Annotated in this window: 25 protein-coding genes; 13 read left to right on the plus strand and 12 right to left on the minus strand. The window is 62.4% G+C overall.

The annotated features are described in order from the left end of the window. Positions 1-372 precede the first annotated feature (372 nt). Complete coding sequence (locus JAB4_RS26850; protein WP_227742050.1) at positions 373-1,482, plus strand: cytochrome c peroxidase; 1,110 nt, start codon at positions 373-375, stop codon at positions 1,480-1,482. Positions 1,483-1,528: 46 nt separating this feature from the next. Here JAB4_RS26850 and pmbA read toward each other — a convergent pair whose 3' ends face one another. Further along, positions 1,529-2,881: a metalloprotease PmbA gene (gene pmbA / locus JAB4_RS26855; protein WP_070224234.1), complete on the minus strand. Its 1,353-nt coding sequence runs from the start codon at positions 2,879-2,881 to the stop codon at positions 1,529-1,531. Positions 2,882-2,973: 92 nt separating this feature from the next. Here pmbA and yjgA point away from each other — a divergent pair, with 92 nt between their 5' ends. The 3 genes from yjgA to JAB4_RS26870 all read left to right on the plus strand — a co-directional run bounded on the left by yjgA (position 2,974) and on the right by JAB4_RS26870 (position 4,958). Beyond that, positions 2,974-3,573, plus strand: a complete 600-nt coding sequence (gene yjgA, locus JAB4_RS26860) for a ribosome biogenesis factor YjgA (RefSeq protein WP_070224233.1) — start codon at positions 2,974-2,976, stop codon at positions 3,571-3,573. A 90-nt stretch (positions 3,574-3,663) separates the two neighbouring features. Beyond that, positions 3,664-4,293: a molybdopterin adenylyltransferase gene (mog, locus tag JAB4_RS26865; protein ID WP_070224232.1), complete on the plus strand. Its 630-nt coding sequence runs from the start codon at positions 3,664-3,666 to the stop codon at positions 4,291-4,293. Further along, on the plus strand, positions 4,290-4,958 hold the full coding sequence (locus JAB4_RS26870; RefSeq protein ID WP_070224231.1) for an alpha/beta hydrolase: 669 nt from the start codon (positions 4,290-4,292) through the stop codon (positions 4,956-4,958). The genes mog and JAB4_RS26870 overlap by 4 nt, the downstream gene beginning before the upstream one ends. Before the next feature lie 71 nt (positions 4,959-5,029). Here the strand turns inward: JAB4_RS26870 and JAB4_RS26875 are convergent, their stop codons facing one another. The 5 genes from JAB4_RS26875 to JAB4_RS26895 form a co-directional block, all read right to left on the minus strand. Further along, on the minus strand, positions 5,030-6,589 hold the full coding sequence (locus tag JAB4_RS26875; protein ID WP_227742051.1) for a S1C family serine protease: 1,560 nt from the start codon (positions 6,587-6,589) through the stop codon (positions 5,030-5,032). Between the two features lie 90 nt (positions 6,590-6,679). Continuing rightward, positions 6,680-7,246: a carboxymuconolactone decarboxylase gene (locus JAB4_RS26880; RefSeq protein WP_070224229.1), complete on the minus strand. Its 567-nt coding sequence runs from the start codon at positions 7,244-7,246 to the stop codon at positions 6,680-6,682. Continuing rightward, positions 7,246-8,094 carry a fumarylacetoacetate hydrolase family protein gene (locus JAB4_RS26885; protein WP_070224228.1) on the minus strand — a complete coding sequence of 283 codons (849 nt, stop codon included), beginning with the start codon at positions 8,092-8,094 and terminating at the stop codon, positions 7,246-7,248. Before JAB4_RS26885 ends, JAB4_RS26880 begins: the two co-directional genes overlap by 1 nt. Then, entirely contained in the window at positions 8,039-9,388 is a 1,350-nt protein-coding gene (locus JAB4_RS26890; RefSeq protein ID WP_175444711.1) for an MFS transporter, read from the minus strand. The genes JAB4_RS26885 and JAB4_RS26890 overlap by 56 nt, the downstream gene beginning before the upstream one ends. Before the next feature lie 2 nt (positions 9,389-9,390). Further along, on the minus strand, positions 9,391-10,755 hold the full coding sequence (locus tag JAB4_RS26895) for a lysine 2,3-aminomutase (RefSeq protein ID WP_070224306.1): 1,365 nt from the start codon (positions 10,753-10,755) through the stop codon (positions 9,391-9,393). A gap of 281 nt (positions 10,756-11,036) precedes the next feature. Between JAB4_RS26895 and JAB4_RS26900 the strand changes: the two genes are divergently transcribed. Beyond that, a complete protein-coding gene (locus tag JAB4_RS26900; protein ID WP_034780434.1) occupies positions 11,037-11,495 on the plus strand; it encodes a cache domain-containing protein in 459 nt (152 codons plus the stop codon). Between the two features lie 64 nt (positions 11,496-11,559). After that, entirely contained in the window at positions 11,560-13,257 is a 1,698-nt protein-coding gene (locus JAB4_RS26905; protein WP_070224226.1) for a methyl-accepting chemotaxis protein, read from the plus strand. Here the strand turns inward: JAB4_RS26905 and JAB4_RS26910 are convergent. Further along, positions 13,254-13,844 carry a DNA-3-methyladenine glycosylase gene (locus tag JAB4_RS26910; RefSeq protein WP_070224225.1) on the minus strand — a complete coding sequence of 197 codons (591 nt, stop codon included), beginning with the start codon at positions 13,842-13,844 and terminating at the stop codon, positions 13,254-13,256. The two genes, JAB4_RS26905 and JAB4_RS26910, sit on opposite strands and share 4 nt — an antisense overlap. Positions 13,845-14,133: 289 nt before the next feature. Between JAB4_RS26910 and JAB4_RS26915 the strand changes: the two genes are divergently transcribed. Continuing rightward, complete coding sequence (locus JAB4_RS26915; protein WP_070224224.1) at positions 14,134-15,000, plus strand: HDOD domain-containing protein; 867 nt, start codon at positions 14,134-14,136, stop codon at positions 14,998-15,000. Positions 15,001-15,106: 106 nt separating this feature from the next. Further along, a complete protein-coding gene (locus tag JAB4_RS26920; RefSeq protein ID WP_070224305.1) occupies positions 15,107-16,315 on the plus strand; it encodes a hypothetical protein in 1,209 nt (402 codons plus the stop codon). A 15-nt stretch (positions 16,316-16,330) separates the two neighbouring features. Here the strand turns inward: JAB4_RS26920 and JAB4_RS26925 are convergent, their stop codons facing one another. Then, on the minus strand, positions 16,331-16,843 hold the full coding sequence (locus JAB4_RS26925; protein WP_070224223.1) for a DNA-deoxyinosine glycosylase: 513 nt from the start codon (positions 16,841-16,843) through the stop codon (positions 16,331-16,333). A gap of 66 nt (positions 16,844-16,909) precedes the next feature. Then, positions 16,910-17,788, minus strand: a complete 879-nt coding sequence (locus tag JAB4_RS26930; protein ID WP_139143571.1) for a hypothetical protein — start codon at positions 17,786-17,788, stop codon at positions 16,910-16,912. Positions 17,789-17,948: 160 nt separating this feature from the next. On the opposite strand from JAB4_RS26930, the gene JAB4_RS26935 reads away from it, so the two are divergent. The 4 genes from JAB4_RS26935 (at position 17,949) to JAB4_RS26950 (ending at position 20,788) form a co-directional block, all read left to right on the plus strand. After that, positions 17,949-18,377: an Mpo1-like protein gene (locus JAB4_RS26935; RefSeq protein ID WP_070224221.1), complete on the plus strand. Its 429-nt coding sequence runs from the start codon at positions 17,949-17,951 to the stop codon at positions 18,375-18,377. A 153-nt stretch (positions 18,378-18,530) separates the two neighbouring features. After that, on the plus strand, positions 18,531-18,980 hold the full coding sequence (locus JAB4_RS26940) for a glycine zipper 2TM domain-containing protein (protein ID WP_034780449.1): 450 nt from the start codon (positions 18,531-18,533) through the stop codon (positions 18,978-18,980). A 342-nt stretch (positions 18,981-19,322) separates the two neighbouring features. After that, positions 19,323-20,267, plus strand: coding sequence for an EamA family transporter (locus JAB4_RS26945; RefSeq protein WP_070224220.1), 945 nt, complete (start codon positions 19,323-19,325; stop codon positions 20,265-20,267). Next, a complete protein-coding gene (locus tag JAB4_RS26950) occupies positions 20,264-20,788 on the plus strand; it encodes a GNAT family N-acetyltransferase (RefSeq protein ID WP_070224219.1) in 525 nt (174 codons plus the stop codon). The genes JAB4_RS26945 and JAB4_RS26950 overlap by 4 nt, the downstream gene beginning before the upstream one ends. Positions 20,789-20,991: 203 nt before the next feature. Here JAB4_RS26950 and JAB4_RS26955 read toward each other — a convergent pair whose 3' ends face one another. Next, positions 20,992-21,330, minus strand: a complete 339-nt coding sequence (locus tag JAB4_RS26955) for a hypothetical protein (protein WP_139143096.1) — start codon at positions 21,328-21,330, stop codon at positions 20,992-20,994. 14 nt (positions 21,331-21,344) lie between these two features. Between JAB4_RS26955 and JAB4_RS26960 the strand changes: the two genes are divergently transcribed. Further along, the gene (locus JAB4_RS26960; RefSeq protein ID WP_034746290.1) at positions 21,345-21,524 is read left to right on the plus strand and encodes a hypothetical protein; all 180 of its coding nucleotides are present in this window, start codon (positions 21,345-21,347) and stop codon (positions 21,522-21,524) included. 11 nt (positions 21,525-21,535) lie between these two features. On the opposite strand, the gene JAB4_RS26965 is transcribed toward JAB4_RS26960, so the two are convergent. Beyond that, positions 21,536-22,981 carry a glycine betaine ABC transporter substrate-binding protein gene (locus tag JAB4_RS26965; RefSeq protein ID WP_071650274.1) on the minus strand — a complete coding sequence of 482 codons (1,446 nt, stop codon included), beginning with the start codon at positions 22,979-22,981 and terminating at the stop codon, positions 21,536-21,538. 81 nt (positions 22,982-23,062) lie between these two features. Further along, positions 23,063-24,289 (minus strand): imidazolonepropionase, encoded by a 1,227-nt coding sequence (gene hutI / locus JAB4_RS26970; RefSeq protein ID WP_070224218.1) that lies wholly within the window; start codon positions 24,287-24,289, stop codon positions 23,063-23,065. Positions 24,290-24,292: the final 3 nt, after the last annotated feature.

The raw sequence follows: 24,292 nt of genomic DNA on the forward strand, positions 1-24,292 counted from the left end.
CGGGCGGCACCAAGAGCCTATCCCAGTAGATGAATACATCCCCTGCTGGCGGCCCTCAGAAGCGGGAACTGCGTTGATCGTCGTCGCGTGGCTCGCCACGCGTCCTCCTCATGCCTTGTCCGCGCTCCTGATGAACTGCCAGCAAAAGACGCTCCCTACTGGGATAGGCTCTAAACCATGGCGCAGCGCAGCATCGTAAATCGTTGCCACGCCGGCTATTGCTGCCTATACTGGGCGCAGCATTGTTCGTTCCTCCCCTTGCCGATAACCATCCCGCATATGACCATCAAAGACCAGCCACGCGCTGAGGCGCGATTTTCACCGACCCGATTTGCACACGTGTGCATATCTTTGTTGCTTGGCTTGCCCGGCATGCCAGGCGCAGCGGCCGAACTCAGCCCTGCCGCACAGCTGGGGCGGCGCATCTTCCACGATGCCAGCCTGTCCGCCTCGGGCAAGCAGTCGTGCGCCAGTTGCCATGACCCGGCCCATGCTTACGCGCCAGCCAACAAGCTGGCCGTGCAACTGGGGGGCGCCGACGGCCAGGCGCACGGCTACCGCGCCACGCCATCGCTGCGCTACCTGGAACACACTCCGCCCTTCCGCTTTGATGGGGAAGGCGCACCCAACGGCGGCATCAACTGGGACGGCCGCGCCGCCAGCCTCGCGGAACAGGCGGAACGGCCTTTCCTGGCACCGCACGAAATGGCCAATGCCAGCACGGATGAAGTGGTGGAACGGCTGCGCAACGGCAGTTACGCGGAAGCATTCCGGCACGTCTTTGGCGCTGCCATCTTTACGCAACCGCAACAAGCATTCCGCCGCATCACCTATGCCTTGCAGCAATTCCAGCAGGAAGAGCCGGACTTCCACCGCTACGATTCCAAATATGACCTCTACCTGGCCAACAAGGTTCCGCTGGAGCTGGCGGAATTGCGTGGCCTGGCCCTGTTCAACGATGAACGCAAGGGCAATTGCGCCGCTTGCCACCCCAGCGGGCGGGGCGAACATGGCGCGCCGCCCTTGTTTACGGACTTCAGTTTCGACAATCTGGGCGTGCCGCGCAATACGCGCATTCCCGCCACGGCCGACCCCGCGTATTTCGATCTGGGCTTGTGCGGTCCCGACCGCACGGACCTGGCGCTGAAAGGCGAGCTGTGCGGCGCCTTCAAGGTGCCCAGCCTGCGCAATGTGGCCACGCGCCAGGTGTTTTTCCACAACGGCGTGTTCGACAACCTGACGGATGCCCTGCGCTTCTATGTGCGGCGCGATACGCATCCGCAAGAATGGTATCCGCGCGACCAACGAGGGAAAGTGCAGAAATTCAATGACGTACCCGCGAGGTACCGCGCCAACGTCAACGTCAGCGAAGCGCCGTTCGACCGCAAGCGCGGCATGGCGCCGGCGCTGACGGCGGGCGAGATCGAGGATATGGTGAAATTTTTGGCCACCCTGACGGATGGCTATCAAGTCCAGCAGTAAAGCATGGGGCGCCTGCGCGGCGTTGCCGCGGCGGGCCCCCAAGCACTCAGCCGCCGGCCACCACCATGCTCTCGATGAGGATGGAACCCGTCTCTTTGGTGCCGCGACGCAAGACGTCGGCGCCTACGGCGACGATGTTGCGCAGCATGTCTTTCATGTTGCCGGCAATCGTGATTTCTTCCACCGGATACTGGATCACGCCATTTTCCACCCAGAAACCGGACGCGCCGCGCGAATAGTCGCCTGTCACGTAATTGGTTCCTTGTCCCATCAGTTCCGTCACCAGCAAGCCCGTGCCCAGCTTTTTCAGCATGGCACTAAAATCGTCGCTGGCGGCCGTCAGGCTAGAGGTCAGGTACAGATTGTGCGAACCGCCCGCGTTGCCCGTCGTCTGCATGCCCAGCTTGCGGGCCGTATAGGTCGACAGGAAATAGCCTTGCACCACGCCATCCCTGACGACGTCGCGGCTGACGGTTTTCACACCTTCTTCGTCGAACGGCGCCGAACCGACGCCGCCGATCACGTGCGGATCTTCAAAGATCTGCACGTGCGACGGCAGCACCTGCGTGCCCAGTGAATCGTTCAGGAATGTGGATTTGCGGTACAGGGCGCCGCCCGAGGTCGCTTGCACATAGGTACCGAGCAAACCGGCCGCCAGCGGCGCCTCGAACAGCACGGGGCAAGTGCGCGTGCCCAGCTTGCGCGCGTTCAGGCGCGACAGCGCGCGCTCGGCGGCATAGCGGCCGATGGCTTCCGGGCTCGACATCTTGGCGGCGTCGCGCACGGACGAATACCAGTCGTCGCGCTGCATCTTCGCGCCCTTGCCGGCGATGGGTGCCACGGACAGCGTGTGGCGCGAAAACGGGTAGCCGCCGATGAAGCCGCGCGAATTGGCGGACACAAAGTGCGATTGCTGCACGTGCACGCTGGCGCCCTCGCTGTTCGTGATGCGCGGATCGACGGCAAACGCGGCCGCTTCGGCACGTTGGGCCAGTGCGACGGCTTCCTCGGTCGAAATAAGCCAGGGATAGAACAGTTGCAAATCGCGGGGGAACATTTCCAGCATGTCGGCGTCGGCCAGGCCCGCGCAATCGTCCTCGGCCGTGAAGCGCGCAATATTGTAGGCGGCGTCCACCGTGGCGCGCAGGGCGGACGGCGAAAAGTCGGAGGTGCTGGCATTGCCGCGTTTCTTGCCGACAAACACGGTCACGCCCATGCCCTTGTCCTTGTTTTGCTCGATCGTCTCGATCTTGCCTTTTCGTACAGAAACGGACAGGCCGCCGCCTTCGCTGACCTCGACGGCAGCGTCGGTGCCGCCCGCTTCCCGCGCAAAAGACAACACATCACGGGCCAGTTGCTGCAATTGCTCTTGACTATGGGTAAATACGGAGTCGTTCATGCGCTGTTTTCTTCGGAAAGCCGCTAAAAAGGTTATCATAGCAGTCGTTTACAGTTTACAGGTGCGGCCTACGCGGCCAATCCCGCCTTATCATGCCAAATCCAAACCGGGGAGCTTGCGGCTTCCAATCCACCGAATTCGAACAGGAATATGAACGTCCGTCGAAATCGGAACTCAAGCGCCAGATGACCGTCCTGCAAAAGCTGGGCGAAGAACTCGTCAATGAGGCACGCGACCGCGTCAAGCGCGTCCCGATGCCGGAAGACGTGCGCGACGCCATTCTCGAATGCCAGCAAATCAAGGATCACGAAGGCCGCCGCCGCCAGCTGCAATACGTGGGCAAGAAAATGCGTACCCTGGATGAAGAAGAAGTTGCCGCCATCCAACGCACCATCGATAGCTGGAAAGGCTTGTCGAAAGCCGACACGGCCAATATGCACGCGATGGAACGCCGCCGCGACAAGCTGTTGACGGATGACAAGGCGCTGACCGTCTTGCTGTCGGAAAACCCGGAACTGGACGTGCAACACCTGCGCACCCTGATCCGCAATGCCCGCAAGGAGCAAGCCGAGAACAAGCCGCCGAAAGCCTACCGCGAAATCTTCCAGATCTTGAAAGAGATCGCCAAGAAGAACAACAGCGGCAAGAAAGATGCCGATGAAGATGGCGTTGAGCAAGAAGAAGACGAATAAGCAACTGGGGTCAGACCCGGCGGGTCTGACCCCGAAAGTAGCGAAAAACCGGGATCATCCCGGTTTTTTTACGACATAGACAGGTGCCCCATGACCACGATAGAAGACGAATTGATTATCGGCCTCGTGTCGATCTCGGACCGCGCCAGCGGCGGCGTGTATGAAGACCTGGGCATCCCCGCCCTGGAAAGCTGGCTGTCCGCCGCCATCCGCACGCCGTTCCGCCTGGAAAAGCGCCTGATCCCGGACGAGCGCTCGCAGATTGAAAACACCTTGATCGACATGGTCGACCTGAACCACTGCCATCTGATCCTGACGACGGGCGGCACGGGTCCTGCGCGGCGCGACGTCACGCCGGACGCCACGCTCAGCGTGGGCACCAAGGAAATGCCCGGTTTCGGCGAACAGATGCGCCAGATCAGCCTGCAATTCGTGCCGACGGCCATCCTGTCGCGCCAGGTGGCCGTGATCCGCGAAACGCCCGAGCGCGCTTGCCTGATCATGAACTTGCCGGGCCAGCCGAAAGCCATCAAGGAAACCCTGGAAGGCTTGAAAGACGCCGACGGCGTGCAACTGGTGAACGGCATCTTTGCCGCCGTGCCGTATTGCATCGACCTCATCGGAGGTCCCTACATGGAAACCGACCCGGCCATCTGCAAGGCCTTCCGTCCCAAATCGGCGCTGCGTCCGGCGCAACCATTACCTGAGGAAAATACATGAGCACCTTGCTGGAAACCATAGAACTCGACAGCGCACCGAATCCCACCGTTTCCATCATCTGGATGCACGGCCTGGGCGCCGACGGCAACGATTTCGTGCCACTGGTGAAAGAACTCGATTTGCGCGGCTGCCCCGCCATCCGCTTCATCTTTCCCAGCGCCGGCACCATGCCCGTCACCATCAACAACGGTTATGTGATGCGCGCCTGGTACGACATCCTCGTAAACGACCTCGTACGCCGCGAAGATGAGGGCGGCCTGCGCGCCTCGCAGGCGCAGATCGAAGCGCTGATCGCGCGCGAAAAGGCGCGCGGCATTCCCGCCAGCCGCATCATCCTGGCCGGCTTCTCGCAAGGCTGCGCCATGACCTTGCAAACGGGTTTGCGCCACGCGGAACCGCTGGCCGGCCTGATGTGCTTGTCCGGCTACCTGCCCCTGGCCGACAAGACGGCTCTTGAGCGCACGCCGGCCAGCCTGGAAACACCGATCTTCATGGCGCATGGCACGGCCGACCCCGTGGTGCCGATCGGCCGCGCGCAGCAGTCGCGCGACTTGCTCACCGGTATGGGTTACAAAGTGGAATGGCATGAATACATGATGCAGCACTCGCTGTGCCAGGAAGAAATCGACGCCATCGGCGCGTGGCTGAAAAAAGTGCTGGCATAAAATAAAACAGGCGCGGTGTGCGCCGCGCCTGTTGTTGTACCTGTACGTAAAGTACGAAGCGCCGGGAACGATCAGTTCGCCGGCGTTTTTTCGTTCCAGATTTTCAGCATGTCGGCCGACGCTTCCGAGCGGATACCGTTGTCCGTCAGCACCGATTCCGTCGCGGCCAGCATCTCCTTGCGGGGCACGACGACCATTTCCGCATCGCGCTGCTGAAAGCGGAATGTCAGCAATTCATCGGTCTGGTCGCGCAGCAAGGCCACCAGGTGCGCCAGGCTGCGCACGCGCACGCCATTGACGGAATCGACGACCGAGAAGAAACGGGTGCTGTAGCCATTCATCAGCTTGTGCGGGAAGAACGGCGCGGCGATCACCACCAGCTCTTCGCGCTCGGCATCGGGCGCATCGCCGCGCCGCGTGGCCAGCGGATTGCCGGCGAACGCCATGCCGCCCAAGATCGCCGGGTTGCCATTGGGCGCCGCCATGAATTCCGTCGTGGCGCGCGAAAACACCATGGGGCCGAAGATGAAATAGGAAGGATAACTGCCCTGCAGGCCGCTGATGAGCATCGGGTGCGCCGCCGAGACGGGCACCTTGATTTTCAGGGGCGCGCCCTGGCGCACCACCGTCAACGGCAATTCGCCGTCTTTCGCCAACTGCTGCACGCGGTACTGGAAGCGCACGCGGCTGTTGGCATTCAGCTTGACCATGCCTTGGTTATCGACCGGAAAATCGCCGATATGCGTGATGACATCCCACTCCTTGAGTGGATAGGCGGCATCCTTGCTGGCCGGCGTCATCACGACGGCGCCCTCGACACCCTTGGCCAGTTTCAGGTAGGTGCGCAACGCGGGGTTTTCCAGCGTTTGCGTCACGTCGCGCATGGCCGGCTTGCCCTTGGGTGCGCCGCCTTCCTGGTCGCGCAGGAACAGCTCGATTTCCTCGTTGGGGATGATGTAGCCGATGTTTTGCGCATTGAGCATGCCCGCAAAGGCCAGGCCGATCATCTTGTCACCGGCAATCACGGGGCCGCCGCTATTGCCCGGATTGATGGCCGCATCGATCTGGATGCGCAGGCCGGAGACGGGAAAGTTGTAGCGCACGAATTCGATGCGCGACACGATACCCTTGGTGATCGACAGCGAGGTGCCGCCCGTCGGATAACCATACGCCAGCACGGCATCGCGCACGTCGGGCAAGACATTGGCGCGCGGCACCGCCTTGTGGCTGGCGAAAAAACTGTCGTCGTCGATCTTCAGCAAGGCCAGGTCCATGCCGCGCGAAATGGCCAGCACGGTGGCCGGTATCTTGTCGCCCGCGCCATTGGCCTGGATCTGCACCTGGCTGGCATAGCCGACCACGTGCGCATTGGTGAGGATGCGGCGGCCTTCGATGACGACGCCCGAGCCCGTCACCTCCTGCGGCGCGGCCTTGCTCCACGGTTTATACGGGTCCGGCCCGCGCAGGGTGGAAAACACCTTGACGACGGAATTTTCCAGGGCGGAAGCGCTGGCGTTCGCCGTAGCGGCGGTCTCGGCGGCAAGCGCCCGCAGCGTCATCAAGGGGGAAACAGAAAGGGCCAGCGCCAGGAAGGCGCGGCCCATCAGGGTGATGCACGGACGAGTTTTCATTGAGCTAATTGGCAATGGAAGGGAAGCAAAATTATATATTGAATAATTGCAACTTCATTACACTTTGTCCATCTTTGCCGAAGAACTATTCTAATCGGGCAAAGGCGTGACGCCCAAGGCCGGCACGGCCGTCTGCGCGCCATTCATCACCATGGCCAGGAAGGTGTAATAGCCATTGATGCCCATCAAGTCGACCACGCCGTGCTCGCCAAACAACGCCAGCGCGCGCGCATACGTGGCGTCGCTGACGCGCTTGTTTTGCTGCAGCTCGATGCAGAAGTCGTGCACGGCTTGCTCGTCTTCCTTCAGGGCAAGCGGCGCGCGCCGCGCGGCGATGGCGTCCACGGCCGCTTGCGCGATACAGTTCTGCACGGCCAGCGGCGCGTGGATGGCCCACTCGACTTGCTGGTCCCACTGGCGCGCCGTCACCAGGATCGCCAGCTCCGACAGCCGCGTGCCGATGGCGCTGCGGTAGCGCAAGTATTCGCCCATGCGCTGCGCCGCTTCCATCAGCTCGGGGCTGCGGATCAGCGGCACGAAGGGGCCGTACAGGGCCCCGCGCGGACCATCGATGATGGCTTGCGCGGCGGCGCGCTGCTGCGGGTCCAGCTGCGCCAAAGGCAGCGCGGGCAAGCGGTCGATATCGCTACCGGCCATCAGGCAGTCCAGGCGACCACGTCCTGCTGCTGTTCACCCAGGCCGGCGATGCCCAGGCGCAGGCTGTCGCCTTTTTTGAGGAAGCGCTGCGGCTTGCGACCCTGGCCCACACCCGGCGGCGTGCCCGTGGCGATCACGTCGCCCGGTTCCAGGGTCATGAATTGCGACAGGTAGCTGACGATCTGCGCCACCGTGAAAATCATGGTTTGCGTATTGCCAGTCTGCATGCGCTTGCCGTTGACTTCCAGGTACAGGTCCAGGTCCTGCTCGTCGATGACTTCATCGCGCGTCACCAGCCACGGGCCGACAGGGCCGAAGGTATCGCAGCCCTTGCCTTTATCCCATTGGCCGCCCCGTTCCAGCTGGAACGAGCGCTCGGAAATATCGTTGACGACGCAATAGCCGGCCACGTATTTCAAGGCGTCCTCTTCGCTCACGTACTGCGCGCGCGTGCCGATGATCACGCCCAGCTCCACTTCCCAGTCCGTCTTTTTCGAGCCTTTCGGCAACACGACATTGTCGTCCGGGCCGTTCAGGCAAGTGATCGCCTTCATGAACACGATGGGTTCGGCCGGGATCGGCATGCCCGATTCGGCCGCGTGGTCCGCGTAGTTCAGGCCGATGCCGATGAACTTGCCGACATTGGCCAGCGGCACGCCGAAGCGCGGGTTGCCGCGCACGAGGGGCAAGGTCTTTTCGTCGAGCTTGGCCAGCTTGCGCAAGGCCTTGTCGGACAGTTGTGCGCCGTCAATATCGGCAATCACGCCGGACAGGTCGCGCAGTTTGCCTTCTTCATCGATCAGGCCCGGTTTTTCCTTGCCTGGACGTCCATAACGAACGAGTTTCATAGTCTTCCTTGGAGTTGATCATTGCCGCTGTGCAGGCTGCCATTTTACCGGATGGCCCGGCACGCCTGTAGCGGTTGATGAAAAACATCGCAAGTCCCGGCAGTTGCAAGGCTGCCAGCACGCCAAACGCCACCTGGTACGCCTGCGGCGGGTACTGCTGCTGGCTGTTCAGGGGCCAGCAGCCGAGGATCAGGCCAAAACCCGCCTGCACCAGGAAGGCGCCCGTAAAAATGAGCAAATTCAGACAGGTGGCCGCCCTGCCCGTCAGGCTGGCCGGCATGCTTTGCGCGACGATCGCATACTCGAGGCCCGTCACCGTGCCCAGCAAGGTAAATAGCACGGACAGCAACGGCAGGCCGGGCACGACATTGCACGCCATCGCCGCTTGCACGGCGACAAACAGGACGATACCGGCGGCCGCCACTTGCATGGGCGCAATGCCACGCCGCCCGGCCCATTCCGTCAGCATGCCCATGCCGATGGCGCCGAAGATGACGGCCGCCATGCCCAGGTACAACAAATACGCCACGCTGTCATCGGACAAGCCGCCCACGTCGGCCAGCCAGCGCCCCACCCACAAGCCCTGCACGCCAAAGAACACCGTGTGCGGCAACAGGATCAGCGCGATGGTGCAGCGAAAGCCGGGATCGCGGTACACGCTCCAGACGCTGACCTTGCTCACCTTGTGCATGCCTGCGGCAGGCGCGGGCATGGCCGGCGACAGCAGGCGGATCAGCAAGCCGACGGCCAGCGCCGCCAGCGCCAGCCCCAGGAACACGCCGCGCCAGTCCGTGTAATGCAGGGCCAGCTTGACGGGCATGGTGGCCGTGGCCGCGCCCAAGCCGCCCACGGCGATCAAATAGCCATGCACGGAAGGCAGGCGCGACGGCGCGATGGCGCACGAAATCGCTTTCACGGCAGCCATGAAACAGCCGCCCAGCCCGGCGCCCATGATGGCGCGCGCCCACATCAGCTCGGCAAAGCTGTGGCCCCGGCTGAACAGCCACACGCCCAGAGCCGCCAGCGCCAGCAGCCACAGTTGCACCGTGCGAGGGCCGTAGCGGTCCAGCGCCATGCCGACCGGTAATTGCACCAGCGCAAAGGCGAGAAAAAAGGCGCTGGTCAGCAGGCCCAGCTGCGCTGGCGTCAGGGCGATGGCGCCCAGCAATTCCGCCGTCAGCACGGCATTGACGCCGCGCAACAGGCACGACAGGTAATGCCCGAGCGCGAATGGCAGGAACACCAGGCAAAACACGGCCACGCCGGAACGGGCGGGCGCACCGGCCGCGTGCATGCTCAGGCAGCCTGTGCCAGGGGGATGATTTTATGCGGCAGCTGCGGCACAGGTTCATCCGTCTCGAAGAAGAATTTATCGTGGCCGAACGCGGGCTTCAAATCGTCCATCCACGTCGCTTCCGCATCGAATTTCGCAAAGAACGGCCGGCGCACCCAGTCCGGGTTGCGTGCCTGCAAGAATTGCAGGGCAAACAGTTTTTCGCCATTGATGGTGACGATGCCGTCGATGACGATCTTGCCGGGAAAGGCGCTCATGGACGGTCCCCGCACCGTGCGCGACAGGCCCGACACCATCTGGTAGGCGGCCTGGAAAATTGCGTGCGCCTTCGCCAGCGGCAACTCGAAATAGCCGCGCGGGCCCGTATCCCGTTCCACAAACATGTAATACGGAATCGCCCCCAGGCGCGTACCCGTCTGCCACAGCTCAGCCCAGCTTGCCGGGTCTTCGTTGATGTGGCGGATCAGCGGCCCCTGCATGCGCAAGGTGGCGCCCGTGGAAACGATGCGTTTCACGGCTTGCTGCGCGATGTCCTGGCGCAACTCGACGGCATGGCTGTAATGGCCCATCACGGCCAGGTTCTTGCCCGCCTTGACGATGCGCTCGAACAGGCGCATCAAGTCATCCGCATCGCGGTCCGAGACAAAGCGCTGCGGCCAATACGCCACCGCCTTGGTGCCGATGCGGATGTTCTGGATGTGTTCCAGGCCCGGCGCCAGCAGCGGCTCCAGGTAGGCCGCCAGTTGCCGCGTGTTCATGATCATCGGATCGCCGCCCGTGATCAGCACGTCCGTCACTTCCGGATGCAGTTTCAGGTAGGCGGCCAGCTCGTTCGATTCGCGCGCATCGAACTTCATGTCGTCCATGCCGACGAATTGGGGCCAGCGAAAACAGAAAGTGCAATACGCGTGGCAGGTCTGGCCCGCGCTGGGAAAAAACAGCACCGTCTGCGCATATTTATGCTGCAGGCCGCGCACGGGCGCATCGTTGACCCTCGGCACGTTATGCGTCATCTGCCCGGCAGGATGGGGATTCATTCCCAGGCGCAAGCCATGCACATAGGCGTCGATGGCCGCCTTGTCGCGCTGCACCAGCACCAGGTCGCGCAGGTGCGCGTACTGCTCCGGCGGCAGCATGTCGCGGTGGGGAAAGACGAGGCGGTAGATGGGATCGTCAGGGATGTTGTTCCAGTCGATCAATTGATCAAGCACATATTCATTGGTGCGAAACGGCAAGACGTGCGAGACCACCTGTACGGCTTCACGCTGCTCTTCCGGCAGCCATTCCCACTGCCGCGCCTGTTGAATGGTTTGCCGCGTGTACGGCTTGAACTTGGGTGCAAACGGCTCGGTAATGAGTGCGGACACGATCAGCTCCTTGCCTGTAAATGGCGACAACTTTCATGAAATCGGCCGTATATCGGCCAATTCCAGCTTTTTCCTCTCCATGCCAGTCCAGCTCGGCATGCTGTGAAAGTCATCATAGTTCTTGCCTATAAGAACCAAATTGCTACATATCAACAAGCAGTCGATACGTTGCATGCTGCCTACAAGCAACACCTAAGTTTGTTCCACCGCAATTTGATGGGACTGTCGGCGACGTAAATTACGGCTTGGCAACACATCCCTCGATATCACAAGGAGCTTTCATGAAACGCTTATTCACGGGTAGCCTGCTGTGCCTGGCATTTGCCGGCGGCAGCGTCAGTGCCGCGGTCGAACCAACGGAAAAAGACGCCATCGCCATGGCCGAACGGGGCGCCGCCTTCATGAAGGCGCATGGCAAGGAAGAAATGATGAAGAAAATCACGGCGAAAGACCCGGACTTCGTGCAGGGCTCGCTGTACGTGGACATGCGCGACATCAAGACGGGCATCGTGCTGGCCCACCCGATCAATCCTTCCATCGTGGGCAAGGATTTGACGGATGTGCCCGATGCGAATGGCAAGAAATATCGGCGTGAAATCATCGAGCTGGCGCAAAAACAGGGCAAGGGCTGGGTCGATTACCAGTACAAGAATCCCACCAGCGGCAAGATCGAGCCGAAAACCACGTACATCCTGCGCGTCAACGATGTGGTGCTGGAAGCGGGCATCTACAAAAAATAAGGCAGGGGCGGCGTGCACGCCGCGCGCCGCCTGCGGTTTGATCAGCCATAGCCAGGAGTCAAGCATGCTCAATCAATTACGCATCGGACCAAAATTATTGCTGGCGCCCACCCTGGTCTTGCTGTTGCTGATACTCAGCTCGAGCGGTGCCTGGTATGGCATGGTGCGGCAAAATGCCTCGCTGGAAAACATGGTGCGGGTACGCATCACGCATTTGAAGGCGGCCGCGGACGTACTAGGCGAGGCCAAGCACGTACATGGCAATATGTACCAGCTGCTGTCATGGACGAATGGCAGCTTCGCCAAGGCCCGCCTCGATGCGCTGGAGCAACAGATCAAGGCGCGCCACGCGGCCATCGGCGCCCAGCTGGGCACGCTGCGTTCCACGGCCACGGGTGCCGAGCGCACCCTGGTCGATGCGGCCATCACGGCCCTGGCCGGTTATCGCAAGGCCGTACTGGAAACCATGGAAATGGCGCAGATGGACCAGTCGATCGCCACCAACTCCATGCTCAAGGCGGAAACCCAATTCGTCCAGTTCAATACGCAGCTGGCGCAACTGTCTGCCCTGGAAACAACGCTCAGCAGCCAGGCCCACGCGACGGCCAGCGCCGAGTTCCGCAGCCTGGGCTGGAGCCTGCTGCTGACGGTGGCGCTATCGATCCTCGTCTCCATCGTGGTGACCATGCTGGTGCGCCGCGCCATGCTGGTGGAAATCCGCGGCATTGCCGACGCCGTGCAAGACCTGGCGGCGGGCAAGCTGATGGCCGGCGCCCCCAAGCCGGGCAATGACGAAATCGCCGCCACGTCGCGCGTGCTGGACCAGACCATCGCCCACCTGAACCAGACCTTGCGCACCATCGCGGGCGCCGTGCAATCGATCGACACGGCCTCGCGCGAAATTGCCACCGGCAACCTGGACCTGTCGGCGCGCACGGAAATGCAAGCCAGTTCGCTGGAAGAAACATCAAGCGCCATGGAAACCTTGACGGCAGCCGTCAACAACAATGCGGACAATGCCCAGCTGGCTTGCGAGCTGGCGGGACAAGCGTCGACCCTGGCCGTGCAAGGGGGAGCATCGATGCAGCAAGCGGTGGCGACAATGGCGACGATACGCGCCAATTCGCGCCAGATCGTGGATATTATCGGCGTGATCGATGGTATTTCCTTCCAGACCAATATCCTCGCGCTGAATGCGGCGGTGGAGGCGGCGCGCGCGGGCGAACAAGGCCGGGGCTTTGCCGTGGTGGCGTCGGAAGTGCGCACCCTGGCGCAGCGCTCGGCGCAGGCGGCCAAGGAAATCAAGACCCTGATCGCCACCTCCGTCACCACCATCGACGGCGGCAGCGTGGCCGTGCAGCAGGCGGGCGACAGCATGGGCGCCATCGTGGCCTCGGTGCAGCAAGTCAACGAGATCATCCAGCGCGTGAAAGAGGCCAGCGCCGAGCAGGCGTCGGGCATCACGGAAGTAAACCAGGCCGTCGCGCAAATGGATGACGTCACGCAGCAAAACGCGGCCCTGGTGGAGCAGGCGGCAGCGGCGGCGGCCAGTTTGCAGGACCAGGCCGTCAAACTGTCGGCGGCGGTCAGCGTCTTTACCCTGGATCCAGCCGCGCCGGCCACGCCCGCCGGCGCGGACGACGACGCCTTTCAAGACCCCGCCAGGACGCCGCCCCAGGACCGGCGCGCGCTGCACAGTCCGCTGCGCGGCAAGCCCGGCATGCGTAACGTCAAGGATGCGCCCCAGCGCCGGCGTGGCTAGCGAGGTAACTCGATGACAGGCGCGCGCATCGGCTTGCTCAGGTAGGGCGAGCCTGCCAGCACGAAACGCCACGGCGTCTCCATCGCCTTGGAAATGCCGATGCGCGGCCCCGCCTGTACCGCAACCTCATCCTCGCGGGCCAGCAGCATGAACGGCGGCGCATCGAGCGCCAGCCGGTTCTGCAGATGGCTCACACCGAGCGCCTGGCACACCTTGCCCGGCCCAGAACACAGCTGCCGGGAATCCTCGACGCCGCGCCGTTCGCGCATGGTATCGAGTCCCACGAGCGGTTCGATGGCGCGGATCAACACGCCCGCGCCATGGCCCGCTTCGCGGCACACAAAGTTCAGGCACCAGTGAATGCCGTACGAGCGGTAGACATAGGCGTGCGCGGGCGGGCCGAACATGGCCGCATTACGCGGCGTCATGCCGCCATACGTGTGCGAGGCCGGGTCCAGCCGGTCATACGCTTCCGTTTCCACGATGCGCCCGCCCACGCCGTCCACCAGCACGGTCACGCCGATCAGCTGGCGCGCCACGCTGCTGGAATTGTCCGCAAAATCGATACCCGCGAGGATTTTTTTCATCCGGCAATTGTATCGCCGCCCTGTTGCCGCACGCCTCACTCCCGCCTTAAAAACAAATAAAACTTGATCTTTTAATCATTATTTCCTGGATGAATAACGTCCTGACATGACGGAAATCGCAACGGGAGCAGGCCAAAACAGGGATTTTTGCGACAATATATTGCAGATGTGAACTATTGCCGCCCATAAACAGCGATAATCGTCGGGCACTGCGCCAGACGCTCATGAAGCGGGCAGCGGCAGCGCGCACAGAATAAGCACCGGGCACAAAAATGATGATGAAAGCGTGATGATGAGAGCGGCAGCGCAAAAGCAGGTAGTGCAGGAAGATCCGGTTGACGCCTTGATGCGTTCCATCCGTATCCCGCCGCGTCCCAGCCTGCTGGTCGACTTGCAGCGCGAACTGGCCGAACAAGACCCGTCGCCGCGCCGCATCGCGCGCATCATCGCCGACGATGTCGGCATGTCGGGCGCCCTGCTGAAACTGGCGAATTCGCCGTTCTATGGCGCCGCGCGCAAGGCCAAATCCGTCGAGCAAGGCATCAACTTTCTCGGCATCAACCAGTGCAGCGCCATGATGACGGGCTTGCTGGCGCGTCAGGCGCTGGAAGCGGAAGGCGTGGAACTGACCCACTTCTGGGATGTATCGGCCAAGCGCGCGCGCGCCCTGGTATTTACCTCGCGCAAGCTGCGCATCGCCCCGCCCGATATCGCGCATACCTTCGGCCTGTTCTGCGACATCGGCGTGCCCCTGCTGATGAACCGCTTCCCCGACTATGTCAACACGTACGCGGCGGCGGCCAACGATGCGCACAATTGTTTTACGGCCCTGGAAGACGCGCGCCACCAGACCAACCACGCAGCCATCGGCTGCTTGCTGGCACGCAACTGGGGCCTGTCCTCCGACGTTTCCTGGGCGATTTTGCACCACCACGACTACACGGTGCTGGCCGACCCGTCCACGGACGATGCCATCCGCTCGCTCGTCGCCCTGTCGCTGCTGGCCGAAAAGGGCATTCAGCGCTACCATGGGAACAGTACCTCGCTCGAGTGGGACAAGGGCGGTGAGCTTGCATGCCAGCATCTTGGCCTGTCGCAGGAAGAAGCCGCCGACCTGCTCGACGAGCTGCACGAGATGTTCGATACCGACCATTGAAGTATCAGGCGGCCGCGTCCGCCTGTATGATCCGTTCCGGCGCCAGGCAAAGCCTTGGCGCCCGTTTCCGTTTGCCTGACCCGTATTCCTTAACCTGTTGATCGCCATGCCCAAAAATAAGCGCCCTGTCCCCCGTAAATCCGCCAACACGCCTGAAGACAAGGACGAATCCGTCACGCGCATGCTGTGCACGATGGCCCTGAACCTGGCCGAGCAGGAAGACAGCGAATCGCAGGGCACGGTGCTGGCCGAGCAAGCCGTCGAATTCGGCCGCCTGATCCGCAAGGCCTTGAATCAAAAGAAGGATGAAATCCTGTACGACGCCATCGAGCGTTCCAAGTACGAAGACGTGGGCGCCTACCAGTATTTGCGCAGCCATATCGAGGAAGCGGCGTCCATTTCCGTGATCCGCCGCGAAAACGCCCCGGCCATGGAAATCAACGCCTTCGTCGTGCCCTTGCTGGTGCAAAGCACGGGCGGCCTGAAAGAAGCGGACAGTTTCCAGGACCAGGACGCGTTCGAAGCGCTGGTAAAAAGTTTCCAGCAAGCAGAACTGGAAAGCGCCAAGGCCAAGGTGGTCTTGATGAGCCATGCCTATGACCTCGATGAAATCGACCGCATTACCTATAGCCATCTGCATGAGATGGTGCGCGATGCCTATTCGTCGATGACGGACAAGAAGATCGTCGCCACGCCGGGCCTGGAAAGCAGCATCGTCGGCTGGAGCGAGACGGCTTTCGGCCCGCAGGACACGGCCGTCGAACTGCGCTTCCTGCTGGGCTTTGCCCTGAAGCGCGTGGACGACCCGTTCTATGCGGAACCGAAGGATGAAGCGGCGCTCGACGCCTGGTTTGACGCGCGCATGGCTCGCTACCAGCAGTGGACGACGGAAGTGGGCGACCTGGTGAAACGCTGCCTGGCGCCGGCCGGCAGCGCGCTGGAAGTGAGCTTCCTCTACCAGGACTTGTTCCACGGCGGCAAGGAACAAGGCATGAGCGAATATGCGATGCTGCAGATGATGTCCGGCATCAACCATGCCTTGGCGGAAAACAAGGTGGATGCGGGCGACGTCTCGGTGGTCGTCGGCCCGGCCGATGAACATGGCGAAATGCTGTTGCGCGTCAACGTCAGCACGGCGGACGGCGCACTGCTGCACAGCGCCGACAAGCCGCTGGACCTGGCCGCCGACCTGCAGGACGAAGTCGACGACATCTGCGACGCGCTGGCCACCATCGGCGTCACCAACTTGTCCGTGGCGCTGAGATTCGATGCCAAGGGGCAACCACTGGAAGCGCAGCCGTACGCGCCTGCGTAAAGGCCGGCAACACGATTAACGCGCGGCCGGCTCCGGTTGGCCACGCAGCGACAGCCACGCCTGCAATTTCTGCGCATACGCGAGCGTGTACGCCGGGCTGCTCGACGGCAAGCTGACGATGCGGTAACGCTGCGCGTGCTCACCCAGCACCTTGACGCCCAGCTTCGCGGCCGTGCCGCCGTTGAAGGCGATCGTGTGCAGCTGCGGCAGGCTGGCGGCCAGGGCCACCAGGTCATTGTCGTCGCGGGCGCGGATATTGCTGTCCAGGCTGCCCGTGCGCTGCGCCTGCGCCACCACGTCCCACAGGCCCACGCCGTGCGCCAGCAAGGTGCTCAAGCGTATCTCATAGGGCAGGCTGCTCAAGTCCACGCCCAGCACTTCTCCCAGCAGCATCCAGAACTTGTTTTGCGGGTGCGCATAGTACTGGCTATGCGCCAGCGATTTTTCGCCGGGCAAGCTGCCCAGTATCAGCAGGCGCGTGCCGGCATCGACGACAGGGGCGAAACAGCGCTTGCGCGGGTCCGGCATGGCCGGTTCAACAGACAATAAGCGGGTCAAAAGCGGCATCCTGCAGGATTGGGGACAGCGTCTATTTTACTGGGGCCATTGCACGGGCACAGACATGATGCCCTTGTCATCCCACACCAGTACCTGTGCCGTATGAAATCTGCCTTGCGGTGTGACGGCATTGCCGACGCCGTTGACATGGTATTGGTAGCCCGATCCATAGCGTTGCGCCACGATCGCACGCGCCTGCGTAGCCGTGTCTCCATGCGAGGCATGCAGCTGGAAAGCCACGCCAGCCATGCCGAGAATCAGGCCGCAGATGGCAGGGATGCGCATATCGCGTCGCTTGTAGCCCCTGGCATCGCAGGCGGCCATGACGGCAGGCATACCCAGCTGACGATACAGGTAATGAATGACCCACAATGACAGCACGGCTTCCAGCACCGACCAGATACGATAGCCGGGTGCGAGCTTGAATTGCATCACCGTCAGGGACATCGGCTGCAGAAACAGGAAATCGATCGCCAGCACGGCTGGCACGATCCAGAATATCGCCAGCCAGCGCAGCCATACTGCCGCGCGCAGCTTGCCGCGCACCAGGCAGGCACCAAAGATCAACAAACCGAGATTGCCAAACACATAGGTCCGGCTACCTGTCTGCAAGGTTTCCAGCAAGCCCGCAACTCGCAACACCACCCATGCGAACAGCAACACATAGCCCGCAGACCGCAGAAAGGGGCCGGCTGCTTCCTTGAGCGCGGCAGTGGCCGGATCGAGCGGCTTGTCCTGCGGCCGCGCGGCCCACTGGCGCTGTTCTGCCGCATGGTCATCCTGCTGGCGCTGGGCAATTTCCGCTTCGATGCGCTGGCGCCGTGCCGCATCGGCTCCGTCGGCGCCGGACAGGGCTTGTTGCAGGGACGCCATCGAATAGCGCTGGTAATCAGGGTGGCTGGCTTGCAATGTCACGGATACCTTTATTCCATCTGTGCAGTGAGTGAAAACATTTCCAATTGGAAATAATAGCCCAGAATTTCCAATACAACAATTCTGCGGGCGGTTCGCTGCGTTCGGTTGCCTGAGTTCCGGTGTAGAATTTCCAGCCAGAACACCACACAAGAGACCGCCCATGCGCACCATCGACACCCTGCTGGCCCAGTATGGCGAAAGCCACCGCAACCATGTCAATGAATGGGTGCACATCGTGTGCGTGCCGCTGATCGTTTTCAGCTTGCTGGGGCTGCTGTGGAGCGTGCATCCCAGCGTGGCGCTGCTCGGCAGTATCCTGGCCTTATACTATTACTACAAGCTGTCGCGCCCGTTTGCGGCGGGCATGCTGGCGATGCTGGCCGCCATGCTGGGCCTGTTGCTGCTCATGCCGCCGCTGACCATCCTGCCCGCGTCGCTGGCGCTGTTCGTGCTGGCCTGGATAGGCCAGTTCATCGGCCACCAGATCGAAGGCAAGAAGCCGTCGTTTCTCGACGACTTGCGCTTTTTGCTGGTGGGTCCGCTCTTCGTGCTGGGATTTTTGTACCGGCGCCTGCGGCTGGCGTATTGAGCGGCAGGCGGTCACGTGGCCACTCGGTCACGCGAGGCCAGTAACAGATTTTTACTATTCGCAACTAGTTATCTTAGGCAAGTGTCCTTATGATAAGTCATCATCTGCCGGTCGACGCAATCGGCAACCAACTTTTGTCCAAGGGAGTCCTACATGAAAGCACCAATTATTGCAGTGGCATTGCTCGCCACCCTGGCCGGCTGCGCCGTACAACCGAACTCGGCAAATGTCTACAACGCGCGCCAGGCGCAGAATGAACAATCGGTTCGCATGGGCACGGTTGAATCCGTGCGCCAGGTAACCATCGACAAGGGCGAAACGGGCACGGGCGTGCTGGCTGGCGCGGCGCTGGGCGGCGTGGCCGGCTCGACAGTCGGGGGCGGCAAGGGCGCCATTGCGGCCAGCATCCTCGGCGCCGTCGCCGGCGGCATGGCCGGCAAGAGCATAGAAGCGAACGCGTCCAACAAACCCGGCCTGGAAATCACCGTGCGCCTGGACAATGGCGACATGCGCGCCATCGTGCAAGACGCCGACGAGCTGTTCCGCCCCGGCGAGCGCGTGCGCCTGCTGTCGGACGGCCGCAAGACCCGCGTCACCCACTGATCTGCTTGCCGGCGCATGCGCTCAGCCGAATGCGCCGGCAGCGAGCAAGGCAGAAGGGTGCAGCCAGATGGCAATCACAGCAGTCACGACGACATACACAAGCACGCTCCATACTTTGATGTGCAGTGAGGCTGGCATGGCGGTCCCCTTCAAAGATGCAATCCGGAAAATATTTACTTGATATTAATGTAAATATTTTCATAAATTCAATATTTTTCAGAAGCACTGCGCTGGCTCAATGCCTGGTGTTTCTTGGCAACACATCGAGCAAGCTCGACCGCACTCGCCATCGCTGCACTATGCCCGCTCGCCATCGCTGCGCGATGCCCGTATACTTGCGCGATGTCCTCTCCTCTCCTGTTCATCATTGCCTGCCTGATCTGGGGCTCCACCTTCTGGGCCATCACCTTGCAGCTGGGCGACGTCGCCCCCGCCGTTTCCGTGGTCTACCGCTTTGGTCTCGCGTCCGCCACCCTGTTTGCCTGGTGCGCCGTGCGCGGCGACCGCCTGCGCCTGCCCTGGCGCGCGCAAAAATGGATGCTGCTGCAGGGCCTGGCCTCGTTTGCCCTCAGCTATGTGTGTACGTATAGTTCGGAGCAATACCTGGTGTCGGCCCTCGTCAGCGTGCTGTTCGCGCTAATGGTGTTCTGGACGCCCTTGCTCAACCGCATTGCCTTCGGCACACCGATCACCTGGAGCACCTGCTGCGCCGCGTTCGTTGCCATCTGCGGCATCGTGCTGCTGTTTTACCAGTCCATCGGCGCGGCGCTGCACGACATCCTCGGTGGCGGCAATGGTCATTTCCTGCTCGGATTCATGCTGGCCCTGGTGGCCACCGTCTCCAGCACGGCAGGCAACGCCCTCGTCATGAAAGTGCGCGAACAGTCAGGCAATGTGATGCTGACCATGGCCTGGACCATGCTGTGGGGCACCTTGATGGTGGCCTGCTGGGCCATCGCCACAGGCCAGTCCTGGCAGCTGCCCACGCGCCCCAGTTACTGGATGGGATTGTTGTACCTGGCCCTCTTCGGCTCGGTGATCGCCTTCAGCGCGTATTTCACCCTGATCGCCCGCATCGGCACGCAAAAGACCGTGTATATCGGCGTCGTCACGCCCGTCATTTCCGTGCTGCTGTCTGTGCAGTTCGAACATTACCGGCCCGCCCCCATCGAATGGGTGGGCATGGTGCTGTGCCTGTCCAGCGTGGCATGGGCCCTGACGTCGGGCGCGCGCAAGACGGCTGCCGTTTCCTCTCTTTCCACCACTTCATCCGCAAAGGCAACATGAGCACCTCTTCCTCCCTCGCCATCCGTCCCGCGACCGCATCCGACGTGGCGGCCATCTTCGGCATGATCCATGAACTGGCCGTGTTTGAAAAACTCGAACACATGATGATCGCCAAGGAATCCATGCTGCACGACAGCCTGTTCGGCAAGCACCCCGCGTGCGAAGCGCTGGTCGGTGAGGAACATGGTGAAGTAGTGACGTTCGCCCTGTTCTTCCACAACTTTTCCACCTTCCTGTGCCGCAAGGGCCTGTATCTGGAAGACCTGTACGTGAAGCAATCGGTGCGCGGCAAGGGCTATGGCAAGCAGATGCTCGTGGCGCTGGCGCAACTGGCCGTCGAACGCGATTGCGGCCGCTTCGAATGGTCGGTGCTGGACTGGAATGAAAACGCGATCAACTTCTACCAGGGCATGGGCGCGGACGTGATGCCGGACTGGCGCATCTGCCGCGTGGCTGGCGATGCCTTGACGCAATTGTCGGCGGGCACGCCGAAAGCCATTGCATTGGAACCGTCAGAGTAAGTTCCCCAAAAAAAATCCCCGCAGGCTAGCGGCACCGCGGGGTGAACCCATTGTCAAGTGGGAGGGGGAGAATGCAATCAACGGTTATCAATATAAACGCAGCCGCTTGCGATGGCGCAGACCTTTACATTTGCTTACCGGGCCTTACATTTGACTTAAATCTGCTAACCAAGTGTCACCAAGTGTCGCTCGGATGACACTGATTATTTCCGTGGTTCAATCAATGTGCCGTGCAAGCCGATATGTTGTTGCGCAACCCCACTGCCACCCTGCGAATTTTTATAGATTTGGTACACTGTCAGGCAGGCGATGCAGCCAGCAACCACGGCAAAAATGACCATGCGACGCTCCTTGAGTATGCTTGATGGGATCAGGGCTCGCGGCTGATGATGTCCAGGCGAGCAGGGAAGATTCAGTGTGGCATCTGCGACGTTGGGGGCATTGCGCAATGTCAAACGCGCCAATTTGACGGGGTCATGGCGTTTGATATGACGCAAAGTGGCGGCATTCCGCTCACACAAAATGAACGCATCATTTCGCATCCGGGAGCCACATCATGAATGTCTCTGCCAAACCGCTCGTCATGAAGATCTACCGCGCCTACCTGCGTTCCCGCCTGGAACGCTACACGCGCGACTTGCAAGCCATCGCCGAACAGCGCGAAAACGACTTCCAGGCCGAACGCATCCTGCACCAGGCCGTCGTCTCGGTGCGCTCGAAACTGCATTCGCTGTAACCGTGATGCCGTCAGCGCTGCCGGCCGGCCACGGCCCAACGCTCCACCAGTTCGAACAGGCCTTGCGTCAGCAGGGCCAGCACGGCTGCGGGGATCGCGCCGGCCAGCAGCATGTCGTTGTCATTCAGCGCCAGGCCGATGGTGATGCGTTCGCCATAGCCGCCCGCGCCGATGAAGGCGGCGATGGTGGCCGTGCCCACGCTCATCACGGCCGCCGTTTTCACGCCCGCCAGCATCACGGGCAAGGCCAGCGGCAAGTCCACATGCAGCAGGCGGTCGCGCCGGCTCAAGCCCAGCGCCAGCGCCGCCATGCGCAAGCCTTGCGGCACCTGCAAGATGCCCGTGCACGTGTTGCGCACGATGGGCAGCAAGGCGTACACGAATAACGCCACCAGCGCCGGCACCAATCCGATCATGCCCAGCACGGGAATCAATATCGCCAGCAGGGCCAGCGACGGCACCGTCTGCAGCACGCCGACGAAGGCCAGCACGGTTTGCCGCAGCGGCGCCGAAAACGCCGCCAGCACGCCCAGCGGAATGCCGATCATGCACGCCAGGGCCACCGACAGCAGCACCAGCGTCAAGTGCTGGCGCGTCAGGGTCCACAGATCGTCGCCGATGATTTTATCGAGCAAACCGCTGCGCGCGGCGGCCGGTGTGTTCGCCCGCGTGCCCGATGCCAGCCACTGCCGCGCCACGCCGGCAAAGCTCTTGCCGTCGATTTCCACGGCCGCATTCATGGCGATCATGTCGCCCTCGCTGATGCGCCCCTGCAACCCTTGCAAGGCTTGCCAGGCAGCAGGAAAACGCTGCGGCAGGTCGAGCCGGTACAGCAGCATGGCGTCGTAGCGGGGAAAATACTGCTGCGTGTCAGCCAGCACGCGCAAGCCGTACTGGCGGATCTTCGCGTCCGTCGAATAGATGTCGATCACATCCACCTGGCGCTGCGCCAGCGCTTCATAGGCGATGCCGTGATCGAGTCCGCGCGGGCGCTGCGGCAGTCCATAGCGCGCGGCCAGGCCAGGCCAGCCATCGATCCTGCCGATGAATTCATGCGACAGGCCGAATGTCAGGGCCGGGTGCTGCGCCAGCTGCGCCAGGCTCGTGATGGATGTTTCATCGCCGCGCATGGCCAGCGCATACGTATTGTTAAAGCCCAGCGGCACGGCCACGCCCAGCCCCAGCGCCGCCAGCTCGCGCCGCATCTGCGCCAGGTCGATGGCTTTGTCGTGCTTGAGAATTTCGCTGGCGATGGTGCCCATGTATTCGGCATATACGTCGATGCTGCCCGCCTGCAGCGCGGCGAGCACGATGGCCGTGTTGCCCAGGCCCTGGCGGTGCTGCGCCCTGACGTGCGGCGCGGCGCTCTGCTGGACGATTTCGCCGAGGATGTACGATTCCGTAAAGCGCTTCGAACCCACCTTCAGGGTGCCGCCGTCCATGGCAAGGGAGGACATGGGCGCGGCGGAGAAGACTAGTAACAACAGCAAGTAAAACGGCAAATAAGCAGCACGCACGCGGCGCTCCAGGACGGATGATCAATCCGGCAAGCTTACCACCGGCGCGCGCCAGACACCGCCGTGCACCACGCCCGCGCACGGGTTCAGGCCCAGCGCATACGCCAGGTCGGCCGGGCGCGCGATGCGCCACAGGGCGAAATCGGCGCGCTTGCCCACTGCCAGGCTGCCCGTTTCCTGCTGCAAGCCCAGCGCGCGCGCCGCATGGCACGTAACACCGGCCAGCGCTTCCTGCGGCGTCAAGCGCCACAAGGTGCACGCCATGTTCATCGCCAGCAGCAATGACGTCATCGGCGACGTGCCCGGGTTGCAATCGGTGGACACGGCCATCGGCACGCCGGCCGCGCGCAAATCTGAGATGGGAGGTTGCTGTACTTCGCGCAAAAAATAATACGCGCCCGGCAGCAGCACGGCCACCGTGCCATGCCGCGCCATGGCGGCGATGCCCTCGTCCGACAGGAATTCCAGGTGGTCGGCCGACAGGCCGCCGTAGCGGGCCACCAGCGCCGCGCCGCCCAAATCCGACAGCTGCTCCGCATGCAGTTTGACGGGCAGGCCCAGCGCCTGCGCCGCCTCGAACACCGTTTCGGTTTGCGCCAGCGTAAAGCCGATGCGCTCGCAAAAGGCGTCGACGGCGTCAACCAGTCCATCGCCGGCCAGCCGGGGCAGCATCTGCGCGCACAGCAGCTCGATATACGCATCGGCCTGTCCCGCGTATTCGGGCGGCAGCGCGTGCGCGCCAAGAAACGTGGTGCGCACGGTGACCGGCAGCTCTTGCCCGATGCGGCGCGCCACGCGCAGCATCTTCGCCTCGCTGTCCGCATCGAGGCCGTAGCCGGACTTGATCTCCAGCGTGGTCATGCCTTCGGCCAGCAGCGCCAGCACGCGGGGCAGGCTTTGCCGCAGCAATTCATCGTCGCTGGCCGCGCGCGTGGCGCGCACGGTGGACATGATGCCGCCGCCGGCGCGGCTGATGTCTTCATAGCTGGCGCCATTCAGGCGCGCCTCGAATTCGTCGCTGCGGTTGCCCGCGTGGACGATGTGCGTATGGCAGTCGATCAGGCCGGGCGTCAGCCAGCAGCCCTGGCCGTCGTGCAGCACCGCGCCGCTGGCCGGCAGCTCGTCGCCGGGACCGAACCAGGCGATGCGGCCATCCTTGACGGCGATGGCCGCGTCGAGCAGTTCGCCATAGCCATGTTCCATGGTGGCCAGGTGGACGTTGTGGATGACCATATCCCAGTCTTGCATCGC

Source organism: Janthinobacterium sp. HH102, from assembly GCF_001758625.2.
Lineage (GTDB): Bacteria > Pseudomonadota > Gammaproteobacteria > Burkholderiales > Burkholderiaceae_D > Janthinobacterium.